The following is a 16,006-nucleotide window of genomic DNA, read 5'->3' as shown; positions in this document are numbered from 1 at the left end:
TTGGACGTACTTTCCCTAATCCCCCAATTTGGCAACCTTCTGTGGACGATAGTTGCGTTTGTCATCGCGTTGTCGGTCATCGTCGCGGTGCACGAATACGGACATTACATTGTTGGACGCTGGTCCGGAATCCATGCCGAGGTCTTCTCAATCGGGTTTGGGCCAGTTCTCTGGAGCCGTATCGACAAGAGGGGAACCAAGTGGCAGATCGCGTTGCTGCCGTTTGGGGGCTATGTAAAGTTCCTGGGCGATGCCAATGCCGCATCCGGCAAGGATGAAGAGGCGATGGAAGGCATCGCAACCCAGAGCCCGGAAGAGCTGCGCCGCACCATGCACGGTGCCCCTTTGTGGGCGCGTGCCGCCACGGTCGCGGCCGGGCCTGTCTTCAATTTTGCGATGTCCATTCTGGTGTTTGGCCTGATCTTCTGGTCACAAGGCGTATCGAAAGAGCCGCTGACAGTCGGATCGTTGCAACCCTTGCCGGGCACCGTGCAGGAGCTGAGAGAAGGTGACGTGATCACGGCCATCGCGGGCACTCCAACGCCAGATTATGATGAAGAGGGGGCATGGCAAAACTTCATTGATGCGCTGCCTGTGGAACCGGTTCTGAACTATACGGTGATCCGTGACGGTGAAACCCTGGATGTTCAGGCACCCTGGATGTTTCCGCCACTGATCCGTCAGGTGGCCCCTCGCAGCGCGGCCATGGATATCCAACTGAAACAAGGCGATGTCATCATGTCAGTGAATGGCGAGCCGATCTTTGCCTTCGACCAGCTGAAAGACTTTGTCGAAGGGTCCGACGGTCGGGTTTTGCTGCTGGAGGTCTGGCGGGACGGGTCCGTGCTGGAATTCGCATTGGCACCCCGACGCACGGATGAACCGCAACCGGATGGTGGTTTTGTAACGCATTGGCGGATTGGGATCATTGGGGGCATGATGCTGGAACCGGCGACTGAACCGGCAGGTATTCTGGCTTCACTGACGGGTGGTGTCAGACAAACGGGTCGTATTATCGAAGGATCGCTGTCGGGCATGTGGCACATGGTGACGGGTGCGATTAGTACCTGCAACATCTCGGGACCGATCGGAATTGCTGAAACATCGGGTGCCATGGCCAGTCAGGGGGCCCAGAACTTTATCTTCTTTATCGCGGTTCTGTCTACAGCGGTCGGATTGTTGAACCTGTTTCCGATCCCGGCACTGGATGGCGGGCATCTTGTGTTCTACGCCTATGAGGCCATCGCCGGTAAGCCACCCAGTGACGGGGCCTTGCGGGTACTCATGGGGGTGGGGATCACTTTTATCCTCACGCTGATGCTGTTCTCAGTGAGCAACGACCTGTTCTGCTGATTGTGGCGCTCAGTGCAAAATTGAGCCGCATTATCGCCTTAATTGGACGGTATTCTCTTTGCGTCTGAGGGAAATGCCATGACCAAAACGCTGAGAAAATCGTATCAGAGCTTTAGCTTCCTGTTCGTGTTGAATTGGGACGTTCTACTGAGCTTTGCGGTTACAGCTTTGGCGATGGCAGGTGCCGCTTATCTGGCGGCTATGTGATTCTTACTGAAACCGACGTCATTAAATTGCTTGGCAGTCTGAACGGCGGCTTTGATTTCGCCTTTTGACAAGCTCATTCAATCCCGTTACTCAACATTAAAGTCTTAAATTCTGGGTAGAGCATAAAATGACTGACAGGCGAGGGGCGGGCACATCCTGCGGGCAGCAAGTGCCAACAAACAATATTTTGTGGCAGGCGCTAGCGGTTCTTTTCCTTTTTGTTGCAGCGAGCTTAATGACTTTTCCGCATGCAGCACTGGCGCAAAACTATACTATCAATTCGTTTGACGTTCAGGGCAATCGCCGGATTGAAACCGGTACGATCATCGCCCGAACGGGAATCGAACCAGGCCAGAGTGTAACCTCAGGGCAACTCAATGATGCCTATCAGCGTTTGCTTGACAGTGGTGTATTTGAGACAGTCGAACTGACGCCGCGCGGCTCTACGCTGGTCATCGAAGTTCAGGAATACCCGACAATCAACCAGATCAGCATCGAGGGTAACGCCCGTGTCAAAGACGACGTTCTGCTGGACGTAATCGAATCCCAGCCGCGTCGTGTTTTTACCCCGCAGGTGGCTGAAGCTGACGCCGATATAATTGCTGAAGTGTATTCGGCTCAGGGCCGTGTCGCCGCGACCGTGATCCCTCGGATTATCCGCCGTAATGACAACCGGGTTGATCTGGTCTTTGAGGTGGCAGAGGGCACCACCATTGAAGTGGAACGTGTCAGCTTTGTGGGCAACCGCGCATTTTCGGATCGGCGTTTGCGCCGTGTTCTGGAAACCAAGCAGGCGACATTTCTGCGGACTTTCTTCCGGAACGACACTTTTATCGGCGATCGCATCGAGTTCGATAAGCAGGTCATCCGGGATTTCTACCTGTCACGAGGCTATGTCGACTTCCGTGTGAACAGCGCCAACGTCGAGTTTACCAGCGAACGGGATGCGTTTTTCCTGGTGATGAATGTAACCGAAGGTCAGAAATTCTCATTCGGTAAAATCACGACCGTCAGCGAAATACCGGGCGTGGATCCAGCACCTTATCAGGACTCGCTGAAAATCAAGCCCGGCGTAACCTATACACCGTCGCTGGTTGAAAATTCCATTACACGCCAGGAACGTCTGGGTCTGAAACAAGGTGTGGATTTCCTGCGGGTGGAGCCGCGTGTCAAGCGCAATGACCGTGACCTGACTCTGGATATCGAGTTTGTCCTGACAAAAGGCCCGCGCATCTTTGTTGAGCGGATCGATATAGAAGGCAACACAACCACCCTGGATCGCGTGATCCGTCGTCAGTTTGACACCGTCGAAGGTGACCCGTTCAATCCACGCGAAATCCGTCAGGCGGCTGAGCGTATCAATGCCCTGGGTTTCTTCGCTGTCGCGGAAGTCGAACCGCGCGAAGGATCGTCGCCCAGTCAGGTCATTCTGGATGTGGACGTTGAAGAACAACCCACAGGCTCGCTGAGCCTTGGAGGCAGCTACTCGGTTACGGACGGTTTCGGGATTGCAATCGGTCTGAACGAATCCAACTTCCTGGGCCGTGGCCAGAACCTCGGTGTCTCGATCTCTACCGCGCAGGACTCGGAGGAATACACAATCAACTTTACCGAGCCCTACCTGCTGGGCCGCAAGCTGAGATTTGATCTTGGTCTGGGTTTGTCAGGCACCAATTCCGGGTTTGCGAGTTACGACACAAGCAGTCTTTTCTTTGCACCGCAGCTGACCTACGCGATTGGTGAATTGTCGGCTCTGCGGGTCCGCTATGGCTGGGACCGCAGCGAGATGACGCAGCAGGACAACGAAACTAACGGTGCAGTGATTGCTTCTGAAATTGCGCAGGGCAAGCGGACGTCCAGTTCTTTGGGTCTGTCCTACATTTACGACAGCCGTCTCGGCGGCCTGGACCCGAATTCCGGTGTTTTGTTCGAAGTTGGTGTTGATGCCGCTGGTCTTGGTGGGGACAACAAGTTCTTCAAGACCACGGCGCGCGGTATCGCGCAAACCCGTGTCTGGAATGAAGAGGTGGTGCTTCGGGCTACGATGGAGCTGGGCGCCTTGCATTGGCGCGGCAACGATTTCAGCCGGACTGTGGACCGGTTTGTCCTTGGTCCCAACACCTTCCGTGGTTTCGAACCTGCGGGTATCGGACCACGTGACCTGTCCAACGGTCAGGATGACGCGATCGGGGGCAACTACTATTGGGTTGCCCGTTTCGAAACCGACTTCCCGCTGGGTCTGCCCGAGGAACTGGGTTTGCGGGGTGGCTTGTTCTATGATGTTGGCAACCTCTACAACATCGACAACGTGAACACGGCAGGTGCAACTATTGTCGGCGCAAATGGATCGATCCGCCACGTGATCGGCATTTCGGTTCTGTGGGAAACCCCGTTTGGACCGTTGCAGTTCAACTTCTCGCAGCCTCTGAAGAAAGAGTCTTTCGACAAGGAACAGAACTTTGATTTCACGATCCAAGCCCGGTTCTGATCCGCGATGCTGAACAGATTGCTTAGCAGAACACGGGGCCCGCTTTGGGCCCTGTGTGCATTTATGACGATGGTCTCGGCGCCTTTGGCAAATGCACAGCAGCTTGGTGTGCCGCAAGCCAGTGTGGTTACCCTGTCCAGTGAAGAGTTGTTTGCCAAGTCAGCCTTTGGGCAACGTGTTTTGCGCGAAATTGAAAAGGAAAGCGCCTTACTGGCCGAAGAAAACCAACGGATTGTCGCGGAACTGAGCAGCGAAGAAAAGGAACTCACCGAGCAACGCGCCACCATGTCGGCCGACGAGTTCCGCCCCTTGGCCGAGGCGTTTGATCTTAAGGTTCAGTCCCATCGCGAAGGGCAAAGGGCAAAGCTGGACGTTCTGGCCCGTCGCAGTGAAGAAGCCCAACAAACATTTTTCGAGATTGTGCGCCCGGTGCTGGGCGATCTGTTGCGCGAAATTGGGGCCAGCGTGATGATTGAACGATCCAATGTCGTTGTCAGTACATCCGACATCACCGAGGCCGCAATCATCCGAATAGATGCGGTAATTGGTGATGGAAGCGATTTGCAAGAAGGGAAGGGCGAATAGGTTCGCTTGCCCTTGGGGTGGTGTATTGCTAACCACGCAAAAAAAGAAACATCCAAAACGGGATTTCTGCATAATGAGCACTGAAACCAAAAGCGCAGACATTCAGCTGATCCAAAGGATCCTGCCGCACCGTTATCCGTTTTTGCTGGTTGATAAAGTGGTAGATATTTCGGGCTATCAGTCGGCACGTGGAATCAAGAATGTCACCATGAATGAACCGCATTTTCAGGGGCATTTCCCGGGTACGCCGATCATGCCGGGCGTCACGATTGTTGAGGCAATGGCACAGACCGCCGGCGTGATGCTGGGCGTGGGAATGGACGTCATTGATACCGAGCTGTTGATTTACTTCATGAGCATCGACAAGTGCAAATTCCGCCGCAAGGTTGTGCCCGGTGATGTGCTGGAAATGCATGTGGAAACCGTACGCGGGAAAAAAGGCGGTAAGCTGTTCAAGTTCAGCGGCCGTGCCACCGTCGAAGGGGACGTGGCCGCCGAGGCGGAATTCTCGGCCTATGTCGACTGGGATATGGAAAAAACAACATGAACGGAGTCCATCCCAGCGCAATTATCGAAGACGGTGCGCAGATTGGACAGGATTGCATCATCGGTCCATTCTGCCATGTGGGCGCACAGGTGAAACTGGCGGGTCGGGTCGAGTTGAAATCGCACGTGGTCGTGACGGGTGACACCTCGATTGGCGAAGATACCGTTGTGTTCAATTTCTCGGTGATTGGTGAGATCCCTCAGGATCTGAAATTCAGTGGCGAAAACACCCGTCTTGAGATTGGCAAACGCAACCGCATTCGCGAGCATGTGACAATCAATACCGGAACCGAAGGTGGCGGAGGTGTTACGCGGATCGGCGACGACTGCCTGTTTATGGCGGGTGTTCACGTGGCCCATGACGTTCAGATCGGCAACCGTGTGATCATGGTCAACCATTCAGGTGCGGCGGGGCACTGTATCGTCGAAGACGACGTGATTATCGGCGGCATTTCGGGGCTGCATCAATGGGTGCGCGTTGGACGCGGGGCCATTATTGGCGCGCTGACCATGGTGCCCAAGGATGTTATTCCTTATGGCCTGGTACAGGCGTCGAGGGGTGAACTGGATGGCTTGAACCTCGTCGGTCTCAAGCGCAAGGATGTATCACGCGAAGATATCTCGGCGCTGCGCGCGGCCTTCAAGGAACTATCTGACGGCGAAGGTACCTTTATGGATCGTGCCAGCCGGATCGGTGAAGGTAACGAAAGCGACTATGTGCAGCAGATCGTTGATTTCGTCACCGGCCATAGTGATCGGTCCTTCCTGACCCCGAGAAAGTAGGATCATGCTTGCGTTGATTGCGGGAACCGGGGCGCTGCCCACCGAAGTTGTTGCCCAGTTGGCAGAACGTCCCCTGATCTGCGCGATAGAGGGGTTTCTGCCGGACACCCTGAGCGCGGATGTCGTGTTTCCTCTGGAACAGTTGGGCAGCTTCATGGCCGACCTGAAGGCGCGGGGCGTGACTGATATCTGTCTGGCCGGCGCTGTTCGGCGCCCGCCAATCGACCCCTCCCGCATCGATGCCGCGACACTGCCGCTGGTTCCGATCATCCAAAAGGCCATCCTGTCCGGGGATGACGGAGCTTTGCGCGCCATGATCGGAATTCTTGAGGGGGCCGGTCTCAACCTCAGGGCCGCGCATGAAATCGCGCCCGGTTTGTTGCCGCCGGTGGGGTGCCTGACCGAAGCGCATCCCTCGGACGCCGACATGGCCGACGCTGACCGTGCAGCGGGTATTCTTCGGGCAATGGGGGCGGCGGATACGGGGCAGGCCTGCGCCATATCCAAAGGGCAGGCGCTGGCTATCGAGGGGGTATTCGGCACTGCGTGGATGCTGCAATCCCTGACGCAACGCCCCGACGCAGGCGGGGGCATTCTTTTCAAAGGTCCCAAACCCGATCAGGATCGGCGCGCTGATTTGCCCGCCATAGGACCGGATACCGTCACCGATGCGGTTGCGGCAGGATTGTCCGGGATCGTATTGGAAAAAGGCGGTGTACTCGTTCTGGAAAAAGAACGTGTCATTGCTGAATGCAATCGCCTGGGTCTGTTCCTGTACATCCGCGAGCGGGCGGTCTGATGCGTGTCTTTCTGGTCGCTGGTGAACCTTCGGGTGACCGGCTGGGCGGAGCGCTGATGGAGGGGTTGAAAACCCTGGTGCCTGATGTTGAATTCGACGGGGTCGGTGGCCCGTTGATGCAAGCGCAGGGTCTGAGCAGCCGGTTTCCCATGTCCGAGCTTACGGTCATGGGGCTTGTTGAAGTTCTGCCGAAGTTTTTCCACCTGAAACGGCGTATTTCCGAGACAGCACAGGCGGTGCTGGACACGAAACCGGATGTATTGATCACGATAGACAGCCCTGATTTCAGCTTGCGCGTCGCCAAGATCGTCAAAGCCAACAGCAATATCCGAACCGTCCATTATGTTGCCCCCAGCGTCTGGGCCTGGCGACCCGGGCGTGCTGACAAGATGGCAAAGGTCATCGACCATGTGCTGGCGCTTCTTCCTTTCGAGCCTCCATACATGGAACAGGCAGGGATGGACTGCGACTTTGTCGGCCATCCTGTGGCCAGCGAGCCGATTGCCACACCAGACGAGATCGCGGCCTTTCGGAACCGCTTCGATCTGGCAGACGCGCCAATCCTCCTGGCTTTGCCTGGTTCGCGGCGGGGTGAGATCGAACGTCTGGCAGAGTCTTTCGGCGGCGCATTGCGGTTGTTCATCGATGACCACCCGAATTACCGCGTGGTGATCCCGACGGTAGGTTCGACAACCGATCTGATAAATGAATTGGTGCGAGAATGGCCCGGCGCCCCCGTGGTGCTGGACCCTCGCAATGTAGGCGCAGAGCAAGCCACAGCCGACAAACGTGCAGCCATTGGTGTCGCAGATCTTGCACTTGCTGCATCGGGAACGGTTTCGCTGGAACTTGCGGCGCAGAATACGCCGATGGTCATTGCGTACAAACTCAACTGGCTGACGCAGAAGGTGGCGGAACGGATGGTCAAACTGGACACCGTTACTCTGGTCAATCTGGTCTCGGACACGCGCGCCGTGCCGGAATGCCTGCTGAATAATTGTCAGCCTGAAAGGATCGCCGAAGCCTTGCGTGAGGTGGCCGGCGCACCCAACGCGCAACAGCACGCCATGAACCTGACCATGGATCGGTTGGGGCGAGGGGGCGAAGCACCTGGTTTGCGCGCGGCGCGGGCTGTTCTGAACAGAATGCAGCCAGAAAATGCTTGATCACGCGCTGTTCGCCGTTTCGGCCGGGATCGCAGTGATTTCCACCAATCTTGACAATCTGGCTGTCTTGTTGGGCTTGATCCTGGTGATGGAACAGCGCCGCGCGCTCGTGGGCTTTGCGGTCGCTCAGACAATTGTACTTTCCTTGGCCATGACCGTAGCTGTGGGCCTGAACCAAAGCGGTCTTCCGTTTTGGATCGGCTACCTTGGCCTTGTCCCATTGGTGTTTGGCTTGCACGGTATCTGGCGGCAATTTCGCAACGCGGAAACTGAAAACACAGAGTCAAAAGGGGCCGTGACCTCAGTGGTGACGCTGTTCCTGAGCCTCTCGATAGACAGTTTCGCGGTTATGACCCCTCTGCTGGCGGACTCGGCGCCTTCTTATCGTGTTGTTGCGTTGGTTGGCGCTGTCACTGCGGCCGCGGGTCTGGTCGCAGTAGCGGCATGGGGGGCACCCTACGCCAAAAGCCTTGGACCTCGCGTTGCCCGTTTGGATCGGATCGCTCCATATATCATGGTCTGCGTCGGGCTTTATATTCTCTTCAACTCTCCCACCGACATGTTGTGACCGCACCGAGAGAGCACTTTGTCTCGCACATGTGATCTCTATTCGGCTGTTGCAGTGATGCAGGTCCGAGGTATCGTCACCCGAAAAAGGAGCTTTCGACATGACCCGCATTCCCCCTTTGTCGGATCAGGAAATGACAGTTGACGCGCGCGCGTCCCACGCAGCATTGGGCGCGTATGGTCCGTTTGACAACTGGGCCCGCGTTGCGGCGTATTGCCCTCCGGTTCTGAACCATGTCACGGGAATGCTGACAACCCTGCGAGAGCAGGAGAACCTGCCGCGCCGTGCGTTGGAGCTGGCTATGGTGACGGTTTCGAAACTGAATGCCTGCGATTATTGCGTCTCGCATCACACACCGCTGCTGACGGTGGCGGGTCTCAGCCCCGAAGGTGCGGCGCGTCTACCAGACGTCGCAGATCATCCGGAACTCGATGCCTGTGACCAGGCGGTCGTTCGCTATGCCGAAGCCGTGACGATCCGGTCGGGCCGTATGCGGGACGCTGAAGTGGCGGATCTGAGGGAATGGTTCACGGATGCTCAGATCGTCGAGCTGACCTGGCGCATCGCCTTGTGCGGTGCGTTCAATCGGTTCAACGATGCATTGCAGATTCAGATCGAATCCGAGGTCAAACCGGTTTCAGCTTAATACCCACGCCAGATCCAGCCGCCGCCGAATACACGGCTGTCTTCACTTGCGTAAAACACACAGGCCTGGCCTGGCGAGATGCCTTCCTCGGAGGTCAGCAGTTCGACCTCGGCCGTTGTGTCCGACAGCGGCCGAAGGATTGCCTCGCGCGGCGGGCGGGTCGAACGGACTTTGACGGATAGATGCCATTCATCGCGTGACGTGAAGGGTTCGTCGCCCAGCCAGTTGATCTCGCGCACCGGAACGACGCGCGTTGCCAGCATCTCTTTCGGGCCCACTACGACCTGCTTTTTGTCAACGTCCAGTTTGACGACGTAAAGCGGCTCGCTGAGGCCGCCGATGCCAAGACCGCGACGTTGCCCGATCGTATAGTGGATTACACCGTTGTGCTGCGCCAGAACGCGGCCATCCGCGTGAACGATCTCGCCGGGTTCCGCGGCTCCGGGGCGTAGTTTTTCGATGACGCTGGCATAGTTGCCGTCGGGCACGAAGCAAATATCCTGACTGTCAGGCTTGTCTGCTACAGACAGCCCATATTGTGCAGCCATTTCACGGGTTGCATCTTTTGACGGCAGGTGGCCCAGCGGGAAGCGCAGGAAGTTCAGTTGCTCCGGCGTGGTCGAGAACAGGAAATAGGACTGATCGCGATTGGCGTCTTCGGCGCTATGCAGTTCCGGACCGTTGGCGCCAATCTTGCGCTGAATGTAGTGGCCGGTGGCCATGCAGTCTGCTTCAAGATCCTTGGCGGTTTCCAGAAGATCCTTGAATTTCACCCGCTCGTTGCAGCGGATGCAGGGAACTGGCGTTGCACCTGCTAAATAACTGTCGGCGAACTCGTCGATCACGGCATCCTTAAAGATGTTCTCGTAATCCAGAACGTAATGTGGAAATCCACGCTCTTCCGCCACGCGGCGCGCATCATGGATATCGATTCCTGCGCAACAGGCACCTTTCTTGGCCAACGCCGCGCCGTGGTCATAAAGCTGCAACGTCACACCGACCACATCATAGCCCTGATCGGCCAGATAGGCCGCGACAACGGAACTGTCGACGCCCCCCGACATCGCCACAACGACCCGCGTCTCCGAGGGCGGTTTGGCAAAGCCAAGCGAGTTCAGCGGGGTCTCGGTATCGAGGGCCATTGCAGTTTCCAGTCCGGGATAAGAAAGACCGGCAGAATATAAGAAAATTCTACACACTCTCAAGGGGCGGTTTCACGCGACCTTAAGTAGGCTGGTGTCAGCTTTGGTGCAGCAAGAAGGGTAAAGCGATGTATTTGCACAAAGTTGAAGGGCCAAGGTCTGTTGCTCTGCCGGATGGATCTATTTTGACGCATGCCGATCTGCCGCCCGCAAACACAAGGCGATGGGTGGCGTCACGCAAGATTCTTGTCGTGCGTGGAGTACTTTACGGTTTGATCAGCCTGTCGGACGCAAAAAGGAAATACGGCATCAGCGACGAAGAGTTCAACGGTTGGGTGTCGTTGGTCGCAGAGCACGGCGTTGAGGCATTGAAAGCGACGGCGCTAAAAAAGTATCGACAACCTAAAGGCGAGTATGAATAAATAATTCAACGGTAACGTCAGATTAACCATTCTTGGTCAGATTTAATTTTAATTGGAATTATTGACCCGAATTGGAGCAGTGAAAAATGCGCATACTTCTTGTCGAGGATGATCCGACCACGTCCAAAAGCATCGAACTGATGCTGACGCATGCGAACCTGAACGTCTACGCGACGGATCTTGGCGAAGAAGGAATCGATCTGGCGAAACTCTATGATTACGACCTGATCTTGCTGGATCTGAACCTGCCGGACATGAACGGGCATGAGGTTCTGCGCCAGTTGCGGATCGCCAGGGTGGAAACGCCGATTCTGATTCTGTCCGGTGCTGATGATACTGAAAGCAAGATCAAAGGCTTTGGATTTGGTGCGGATGATTATCTGACCAAACCCTTCCATCGCGAAGAACTTGTGGCGCGCATTCATGCCATTATCCGCCGTTCCAAAGGGCATTCGCAATCGATCATTCACACAGGGCGTGTAGCAGTGAATCTTGATGCCAAAACCGTCGAAGTGGATGGTAAGACCGTGCATTTGACCGGCAAGGAATACCAGATGCTCGAGCTGCTCAGCCTGCGTAAGGGGACGACTCTGACGAAGGAAATGTTTCTGAATCACCTCTATGGCGGCATGGATGAACCCGAACTGAAAATCATTGACGTGTTCATCTGCAAGCTGCGCAAAAAGCTAAGCAATGCAACCGGAGGAGAGAACTACATCGAAACCGTTTGGGGCCGCGGTTATGTGTTGCGAGATCCGCAAAACAACTCGCTGGACGAAACACGGATGGCAGTCGGTCTCTGATTTGAAACACCAGTGCCGCCGGTGGTCCAGGGCGGCACATTGCACTCACGGCTCAGCACGTCTGGACCTGGCCATGGCCTCGCCCTATCACTGAGGTCCAAGTACGCGTGACAGGGCGAGGCCATGAGCAACTTAACTTCCAAATCCGAGCTGACAGAAGATGAGGCACGTGCCGAGCTTGCACGTCTGGCCGAACTGTTGTCGAAAGCAAATACGCTGTATCACACGGCTGACGCGCCTGACATGTCGGATGCGGAGTATGATGCTCTCAAGCGTCGCAATGCTGAAATAGAAGCGCGCTTCCCCTATCTCAAGCGTTCCGACAGCCCGACCGATCAAGTGGGTGCAAAGCCTGCTGACGGTTTTTCGAAGGTGACGCACGCCGTGCGCATGATGTCGCTGGGCAATGCTTTCGATGATGAGGACGTGGCAGATTTCGACAGATCGATCCGAAAATATCTGGGCCTTGGCTTCGGGGAAAGCCTTGCCTACACAGCCGAACCTAAGATTGATGGCCTGTCCCTGTCATTGCGTTACGAAAACGGACAGCTTGTTCAGGCTGCGACGCGTGGAGATGGTGAAGTCGGTGAAAATGTAACGGCCAATGCCCGCACGGTCTCCGATATCCCGCAGCACCTGCAAAACGCACCCGAGGTTCTGGAAGTCAGGGGTGAGGTTTACATGTCTCATGCGGATTTCGAGGCGTTGAACGCGCGGCAAGCAGAGCGCGGTGGCAAACCCTTTGCCAATCCGCGCAACGCGGCGGCGGGGTCTTTGCGACAACTGGATTCGGAAATCACGCGCTCGCGCCCGTTGCGTTTTTTCGCTTATGCCTGGGGAGAGGTTTCGGAACCATTGGCCGGCTCGCAGATGGGGGCGATCGCGCGGCTTAAATCACTTGGATTTTCGACGAATCCGCTGACCCGTCTGTGCGCAACGACGCACGAGATGTTGGAGCACTATCGCAATATTGAAGCCCAACGTTCCACCTTGGGCTATGATATTGATGGGGTTGTCTACAAGGTGAATGATCTGTCGCTTCAGGCGCGTTTGGGGTTTCGCTCAACCACACCACGATGGGCGATTGCACACAAATTTCCAGCCGAACTGGCATGGACAAGGTTGGAGGCGATCGACATTCAGGTCGGTCGCACAGGCGCGCTTAGCCCGGTCGCACGGTTGCATCCAGTGACGGTGGGCGGTGTTGTTGTTTCCAACGCCACTTTGCACAACGAAGACTATATCGCGGGACGCGATGCCACGGGCGGCACGATCCGCGATGGCAAGGATATTCGTGTCGGTGACTGGGTTCAGGTTTATCGCGCCGGGGACGTTATTCCAAAGCTGTCTGATGTTGATCTGTCCAAACGCCCACCTGGTTCGCAAACCTTTGCCTTTCCAATGCGCTGTCCGGAATGTCATAGCGAGGCGATCCGCGAAGAAGGCGACGCAGTCCGCCGCTGCACCGGTGGCTTGATTTGCCCCGCGCAGGCCGTTGAAAAACTGAAGCATTTCGTCTCGCGCAAAGCGTTTGATATTGAAGGCCTTGGCGCGAAACAGATCGAGATGTTCTATGATGATCCGATCCTTCCGATTAAAACTCCGACGGATATCTTTACATTGGAACAGCGTGACAAGGGCAATTTGGCTCGGCTGAAGAACCGGGATGGGTGGGGGAAAACCTCAGCCAGAAATCTGTTCGCCGCGATCGACGAAAAGCGAACCATTCCGTTTGCGCGCCTGTTGTTTGCTTTGGGTATCCGACATGTGGGTGAAGTCGGAGCGCGTGATCTGGCGCTGTATTACCGCGATTGGGAGACCCTGACACAAGCCCTGGACGCCGCGCACCCGGCAGCTCTGGCGCAACGGCAAGCAGATGAGGCGGAAGATACCGAACGGGCGGCCGCGCTGGCAGAAGGTCGTCGGGCGCGGGTCAAGGAAGCGCGGGATGCGGCAATCACCGCGGCGTGTGTTCCGCCGGATGCCAATGCCGCCTGGGCGGAATTGATCGGAATCGATGGGATTGGTGCAACACTTGGTCTGTCTCTGTCCGATGCGTTTTCGAACGTGGAAGAAAGACGCGCCTTCGATACATTGCGCAAGGAATTGACAATAATCGCACCTGATGCACCGGCATCAGACAGCCCAGTGGCAGGCAAGACGGTTGTGTTCACCGGGACGTTGGAAAAGATGACGCGCGCCGAAGCCAAGGCGCGGGCCGAGGCGTTGGGTGCGAAGGTGTCAGGTTCCGTCAGCAAGAAAACCGATATTCTGGTCGCCGGTCCCGGTGCGGGTTCGAAAGCCAAGAAAGCGGCAGAGCTGGGTATCGAAACCCTGGATGAGGATGGCTGGTTGCAGCTGATCGAAGGCGCATGAGCGGGAGGCCGGAACAGCTGTTCCCGCTGTTTGCGGAGCTGGAAACACTCGACGGCGTTGGCCCCAAAACCGCGCAAGCCCTGGAACAGGCCGGTATTGAGAGCCCACGCGACGTTCTGTTCGGCCTGCCCTATGCCGTTGTCGATCGACGCCGGCGAGAGACGATTCAGGGCGTCGATCTGCCCGCCACGTTGACCGTCGAAGTGACGGTCGGTCCACACAGGCCGCCTCGAAACAAGGGTGGGGCATACCGCATTCATGTCGAAGACAGTCAGTCTGATTTTCAGTTGGTTTTCTTTCACGCGCGCGGGGACTATCTGAAAAAAATGCTGCCTCAGGGTTCGCGCCGTGTGGTTTCGGGCAAGCTGGAGCTGTTCGATGGCATGGCTCAGATGGTGCATCCGGATCATATGTTGCCCGTCGAGCAAGCCAGTGAGATCCCAGAGTTCGAACCGGTTTACCATCTGACACAGGGGCTGACCCAGAAGACGGCGTTCAAGGCCAGCCGCAGTGCTCTGGCGCGGGCGCCGGAGCTGGCGGAATGGATCGACCCTGCGCAGATGGCACAGCAAAACTGGCCGGATTGGATCTCTGCAATTCGTGCTGGTCACAATCCTCAAGGGGCTGATGATGTCTCACCGTTTGCGCCCGCACGTCAGCGTCTGGCCTATGACGAGCTGTTCGCGCATCAGATGACGCTGGCTCTGGCGCGTCAGCGAGATCGGAAATCCCGTGGTGTCGTCAGCGTAGGGACAGGCGCGTTGCAATCCAAGGTTTTGGCCAGTCTTCCTTATCGTCCGACCAGCGCGCAAAGCCGCGCGATCGAGGAAATCGCGGCCGATATGGCATCGGACGCCCGCATGAACCGATTGTTGCAGGGTGACGTGGGGGCCGGCAAGACGTTGGTGGCTTTCATGGCCCTTCTGATTGCAGTCGAGGCCGGAGGGCAGGGCGTGATGATGGCCCCGACTGAGATCCTCGCGCGCCAGCATCTTGAAGGGTTACGCCCGCTGGCGGAAGAAGCCGGAGTGGTGCTGGAACTGCTCACCGGGCGAGACAAGGGCGCAGAGCGGCGCGCCAAGCTTGAGGCTTTGAAAAATGGCAACATTCAAATTCTGGTCGGCACCCATGCCGTGTTTCAGAGTGATGTTGAATTCAAAGCGCTGCGATTGGCTATCGTTGACGAACAGCACCGGTTTGGTGTGCGCCAGAGGATGGAATTGTCGGAAAAAGGGCAGGGTGCGGACGTATTGGTGATGACTGCCACACCTATTCCACGCAGTCTGGCGCTGGCCCAATATGGCGACATGGACGTCTCTGTGCTGGACGAAAAGCCGCCGGGGCGCAAACCTATCAAGACAGCGATTGTCAGCACGCAGCGCATGGATGAGGTCGTATCCCATCTGCGTCGCGCGATTGAAGAGGGGCGGCAGTGCTATTGGGTCTGCCCCTTGGTCGATGAATCCGAGGTTTCGGATCTGACGGCTGCTGAAGAACGATTCAAGCGCTTGCGTGCTATATTGGGCGAAGGTGTGGTCGGGCTGGTTCATGGGCAAATGCCGGCGGCCGAAAAAGACGCGGCAATGTCTGCATTCCAGATTGGGGCCACCAAGGTTCTTGTCGCCACGACCGTCATTGAAGTGGGGGTCAACGTGCCCAATGCCACGATCATGGTCATTGAACGGGCCGAGATCTTTGGTCTGGCCCAACTACATCAACTGCGCGGTCGCGTGGGGCGTGGTGACGCGGAATCGACATGTTTGCTGATGTACCAACCGCCGCTCAGCGAGGGGGGACGTAAGCGGTTGGAGGTTCTGCGTGAGACTGAAGACGGGTTTCGTATCTCTGAAACCGATCTGGAAATGCGTGGTGCGGGGGATCTGATCGGAACCGCACAGTCCGGTCTGCCCAAGTTCCGCATTGCTGATCTTGAGCGTCAGGCCGGATTGATGGCTGTAGCCCAATCCGATGCCCGGGCGTTGCTGAATGCGGACCCCGAGCTGACCTCAGACCGGGGCCGCGCGGCGCGTATGCTTTTGTGGCTGATGAAGCAGGATCAGGCGATCCGTTTGATTTCAGTAGGTTAGGCAAAAAGTTCCAAAAAGTTCACAAATGTTCTCAA

15 protein-coding genes are annotated in these 16,006 nt (G+C 56.6%); 14 read left to right on the top strand and 1 reads right to left on the bottom strand.

Annotated features, from left to right (window positions below):
* From rseP to AC2FJB_RS03975, 10 genes are all read left to right on the top strand, one after another.
* Positions 1-1,353 carry an RIP metalloprotease RseP gene (gene rseP, locus AC2FJB_RS04020; RefSeq protein WP_299896924.1) on the top strand — a complete coding sequence of 451 codons (1,353 nt, stop codon included), beginning with the start codon at positions 1-3 and terminating at the stop codon, positions 1,351-1,353.
* 78 nt (positions 1,354-1,431) lie between these two features.
* Entirely contained in the window at positions 1,432-1,560 is a 129-nt protein-coding gene (locus AC2FJB_RS04015; RefSeq protein WP_256369664.1) for a hypothetical protein, read from the top strand.
* Between the two features lie 235 nt (positions 1,561-1,795).
* A complete protein-coding gene (bamA, locus tag AC2FJB_RS04010; RefSeq protein ID WP_496717514.1) occupies positions 1,796-4,048 on the top strand; it encodes an outer membrane protein assembly factor BamA in 2,253 nt (750 codons plus the stop codon).
* Between the two features lie 63 nt (positions 4,049-4,111).
* Entirely contained in the window at positions 4,112-4,633 is a 522-nt protein-coding gene (locus AC2FJB_RS04005; protein ID WP_496717515.1) for an OmpH/Skp family outer membrane protein, read from the top strand.
* A 73-nt stretch (positions 4,634-4,706) separates the two neighbouring features.
* Complete coding sequence (gene fabZ, locus AC2FJB_RS04000; RefSeq protein WP_117869011.1) at positions 4,707-5,180, top strand: 3-hydroxyacyl-ACP dehydratase FabZ; 474 nt, start codon at positions 4,707-4,709, stop codon at positions 5,178-5,180.
* Positions 5,177-5,962 (top strand): acyl-ACP--UDP-N-acetylglucosamine O-acyltransferase, encoded by a 786-nt coding sequence (gene lpxA, locus AC2FJB_RS03995; RefSeq protein WP_496717516.1) that lies wholly within the window; start codon positions 5,177-5,179, stop codon positions 5,960-5,962. The genes fabZ and lpxA overlap by 4 nt, the downstream gene beginning before the upstream one ends.
* Before the next feature lie 4 nt (positions 5,963-5,966).
* Positions 5,967-6,761: an LpxI family protein gene (locus tag AC2FJB_RS03990; RefSeq protein WP_496717518.1), complete on the top strand. Its 795-nt coding sequence runs from the start codon at positions 5,967-5,969 to the stop codon at positions 6,759-6,761.
* Entirely contained in the window at positions 6,761-7,927 is a 1,167-nt protein-coding gene (gene lpxB, locus AC2FJB_RS03985) for a lipid-A-disaccharide synthase (RefSeq protein ID WP_496717519.1), read from the top strand. The genes AC2FJB_RS03990 and lpxB overlap by 1 nt, the downstream gene beginning before the upstream one ends.
* Positions 7,920-8,495 carry a hypothetical protein gene (locus AC2FJB_RS03980; protein ID WP_496717520.1) on the top strand — a complete coding sequence of 192 codons (576 nt, stop codon included), beginning with the start codon at positions 7,920-7,922 and terminating at the stop codon, positions 8,493-8,495. The genes lpxB and AC2FJB_RS03980 overlap by 8 nt, the downstream gene beginning before the upstream one ends.
* Before the next feature lie 100 nt (positions 8,496-8,595).
* Positions 8,596-9,141, top strand: a complete 546-nt coding sequence (locus AC2FJB_RS03975; protein WP_496717521.1) for a carboxymuconolactone decarboxylase family protein — start codon at positions 8,596-8,598, stop codon at positions 9,139-9,141.
* Here AC2FJB_RS03975 and mnmA read toward each other — a convergent pair.
* The gene (mnmA, locus tag AC2FJB_RS03970; protein WP_496717522.1) at positions 9,138-10,283 is read right to left on the bottom strand and encodes a tRNA 2-thiouridine(34) synthase MnmA; all 1,146 of its coding nucleotides are present in this window, start codon (positions 10,281-10,283) and stop codon (positions 9,138-9,140) included. The genes AC2FJB_RS03975 and mnmA overlap by 4 nt on opposite strands.
* Before the next feature lie 128 nt (positions 10,284-10,411).
* On the opposite strand from mnmA, the gene sciP reads away from it, so the two are divergent.
* The 4 genes from sciP to recG all read left to right on the top strand — a co-directional run bounded on the left by sciP (position 10,412) and on the right by recG (position 15,971).
* Complete coding sequence (gene sciP / locus AC2FJB_RS03965; protein WP_496717523.1) at positions 10,412-10,705, top strand: CtrA inhibitor SciP; 294 nt, start codon at positions 10,412-10,414, stop codon at positions 10,703-10,705.
* A gap of 86 nt (positions 10,706-10,791) precedes the next feature.
* Positions 10,792-11,508, top strand: coding sequence for a response regulator transcription factor CtrA (ctrA, locus tag AC2FJB_RS03960; RefSeq protein ID WP_117869003.1), 717 nt, complete (start codon positions 10,792-10,794; stop codon positions 11,506-11,508).
* 123 nt (positions 11,509-11,631) lie between these two features.
* On the top strand, positions 11,632-13,884 hold the full coding sequence (gene ligA, locus AC2FJB_RS03955) for an NAD-dependent DNA ligase LigA (RefSeq protein WP_496717525.1): 2,253 nt from the start codon (positions 11,632-11,634) through the stop codon (positions 13,882-13,884).
* Positions 13,881-15,971, top strand: a complete 2,091-nt coding sequence (gene recG, locus AC2FJB_RS03950; RefSeq protein ID WP_496717526.1) for an ATP-dependent DNA helicase RecG — start codon at positions 13,881-13,883, stop codon at positions 15,969-15,971. Before ligA ends, recG begins: the two co-directional genes overlap by 4 nt.
* The last annotated feature ends 35 nt before the right edge of the window (positions 15,972-16,006 follow it).

The sequence above is a fragment of the Ruegeria sp. CDSC085 genome (assembly GCF_059610465.1).
This window is presented reverse-complemented; position numbering and strand designations above follow the sequence as displayed.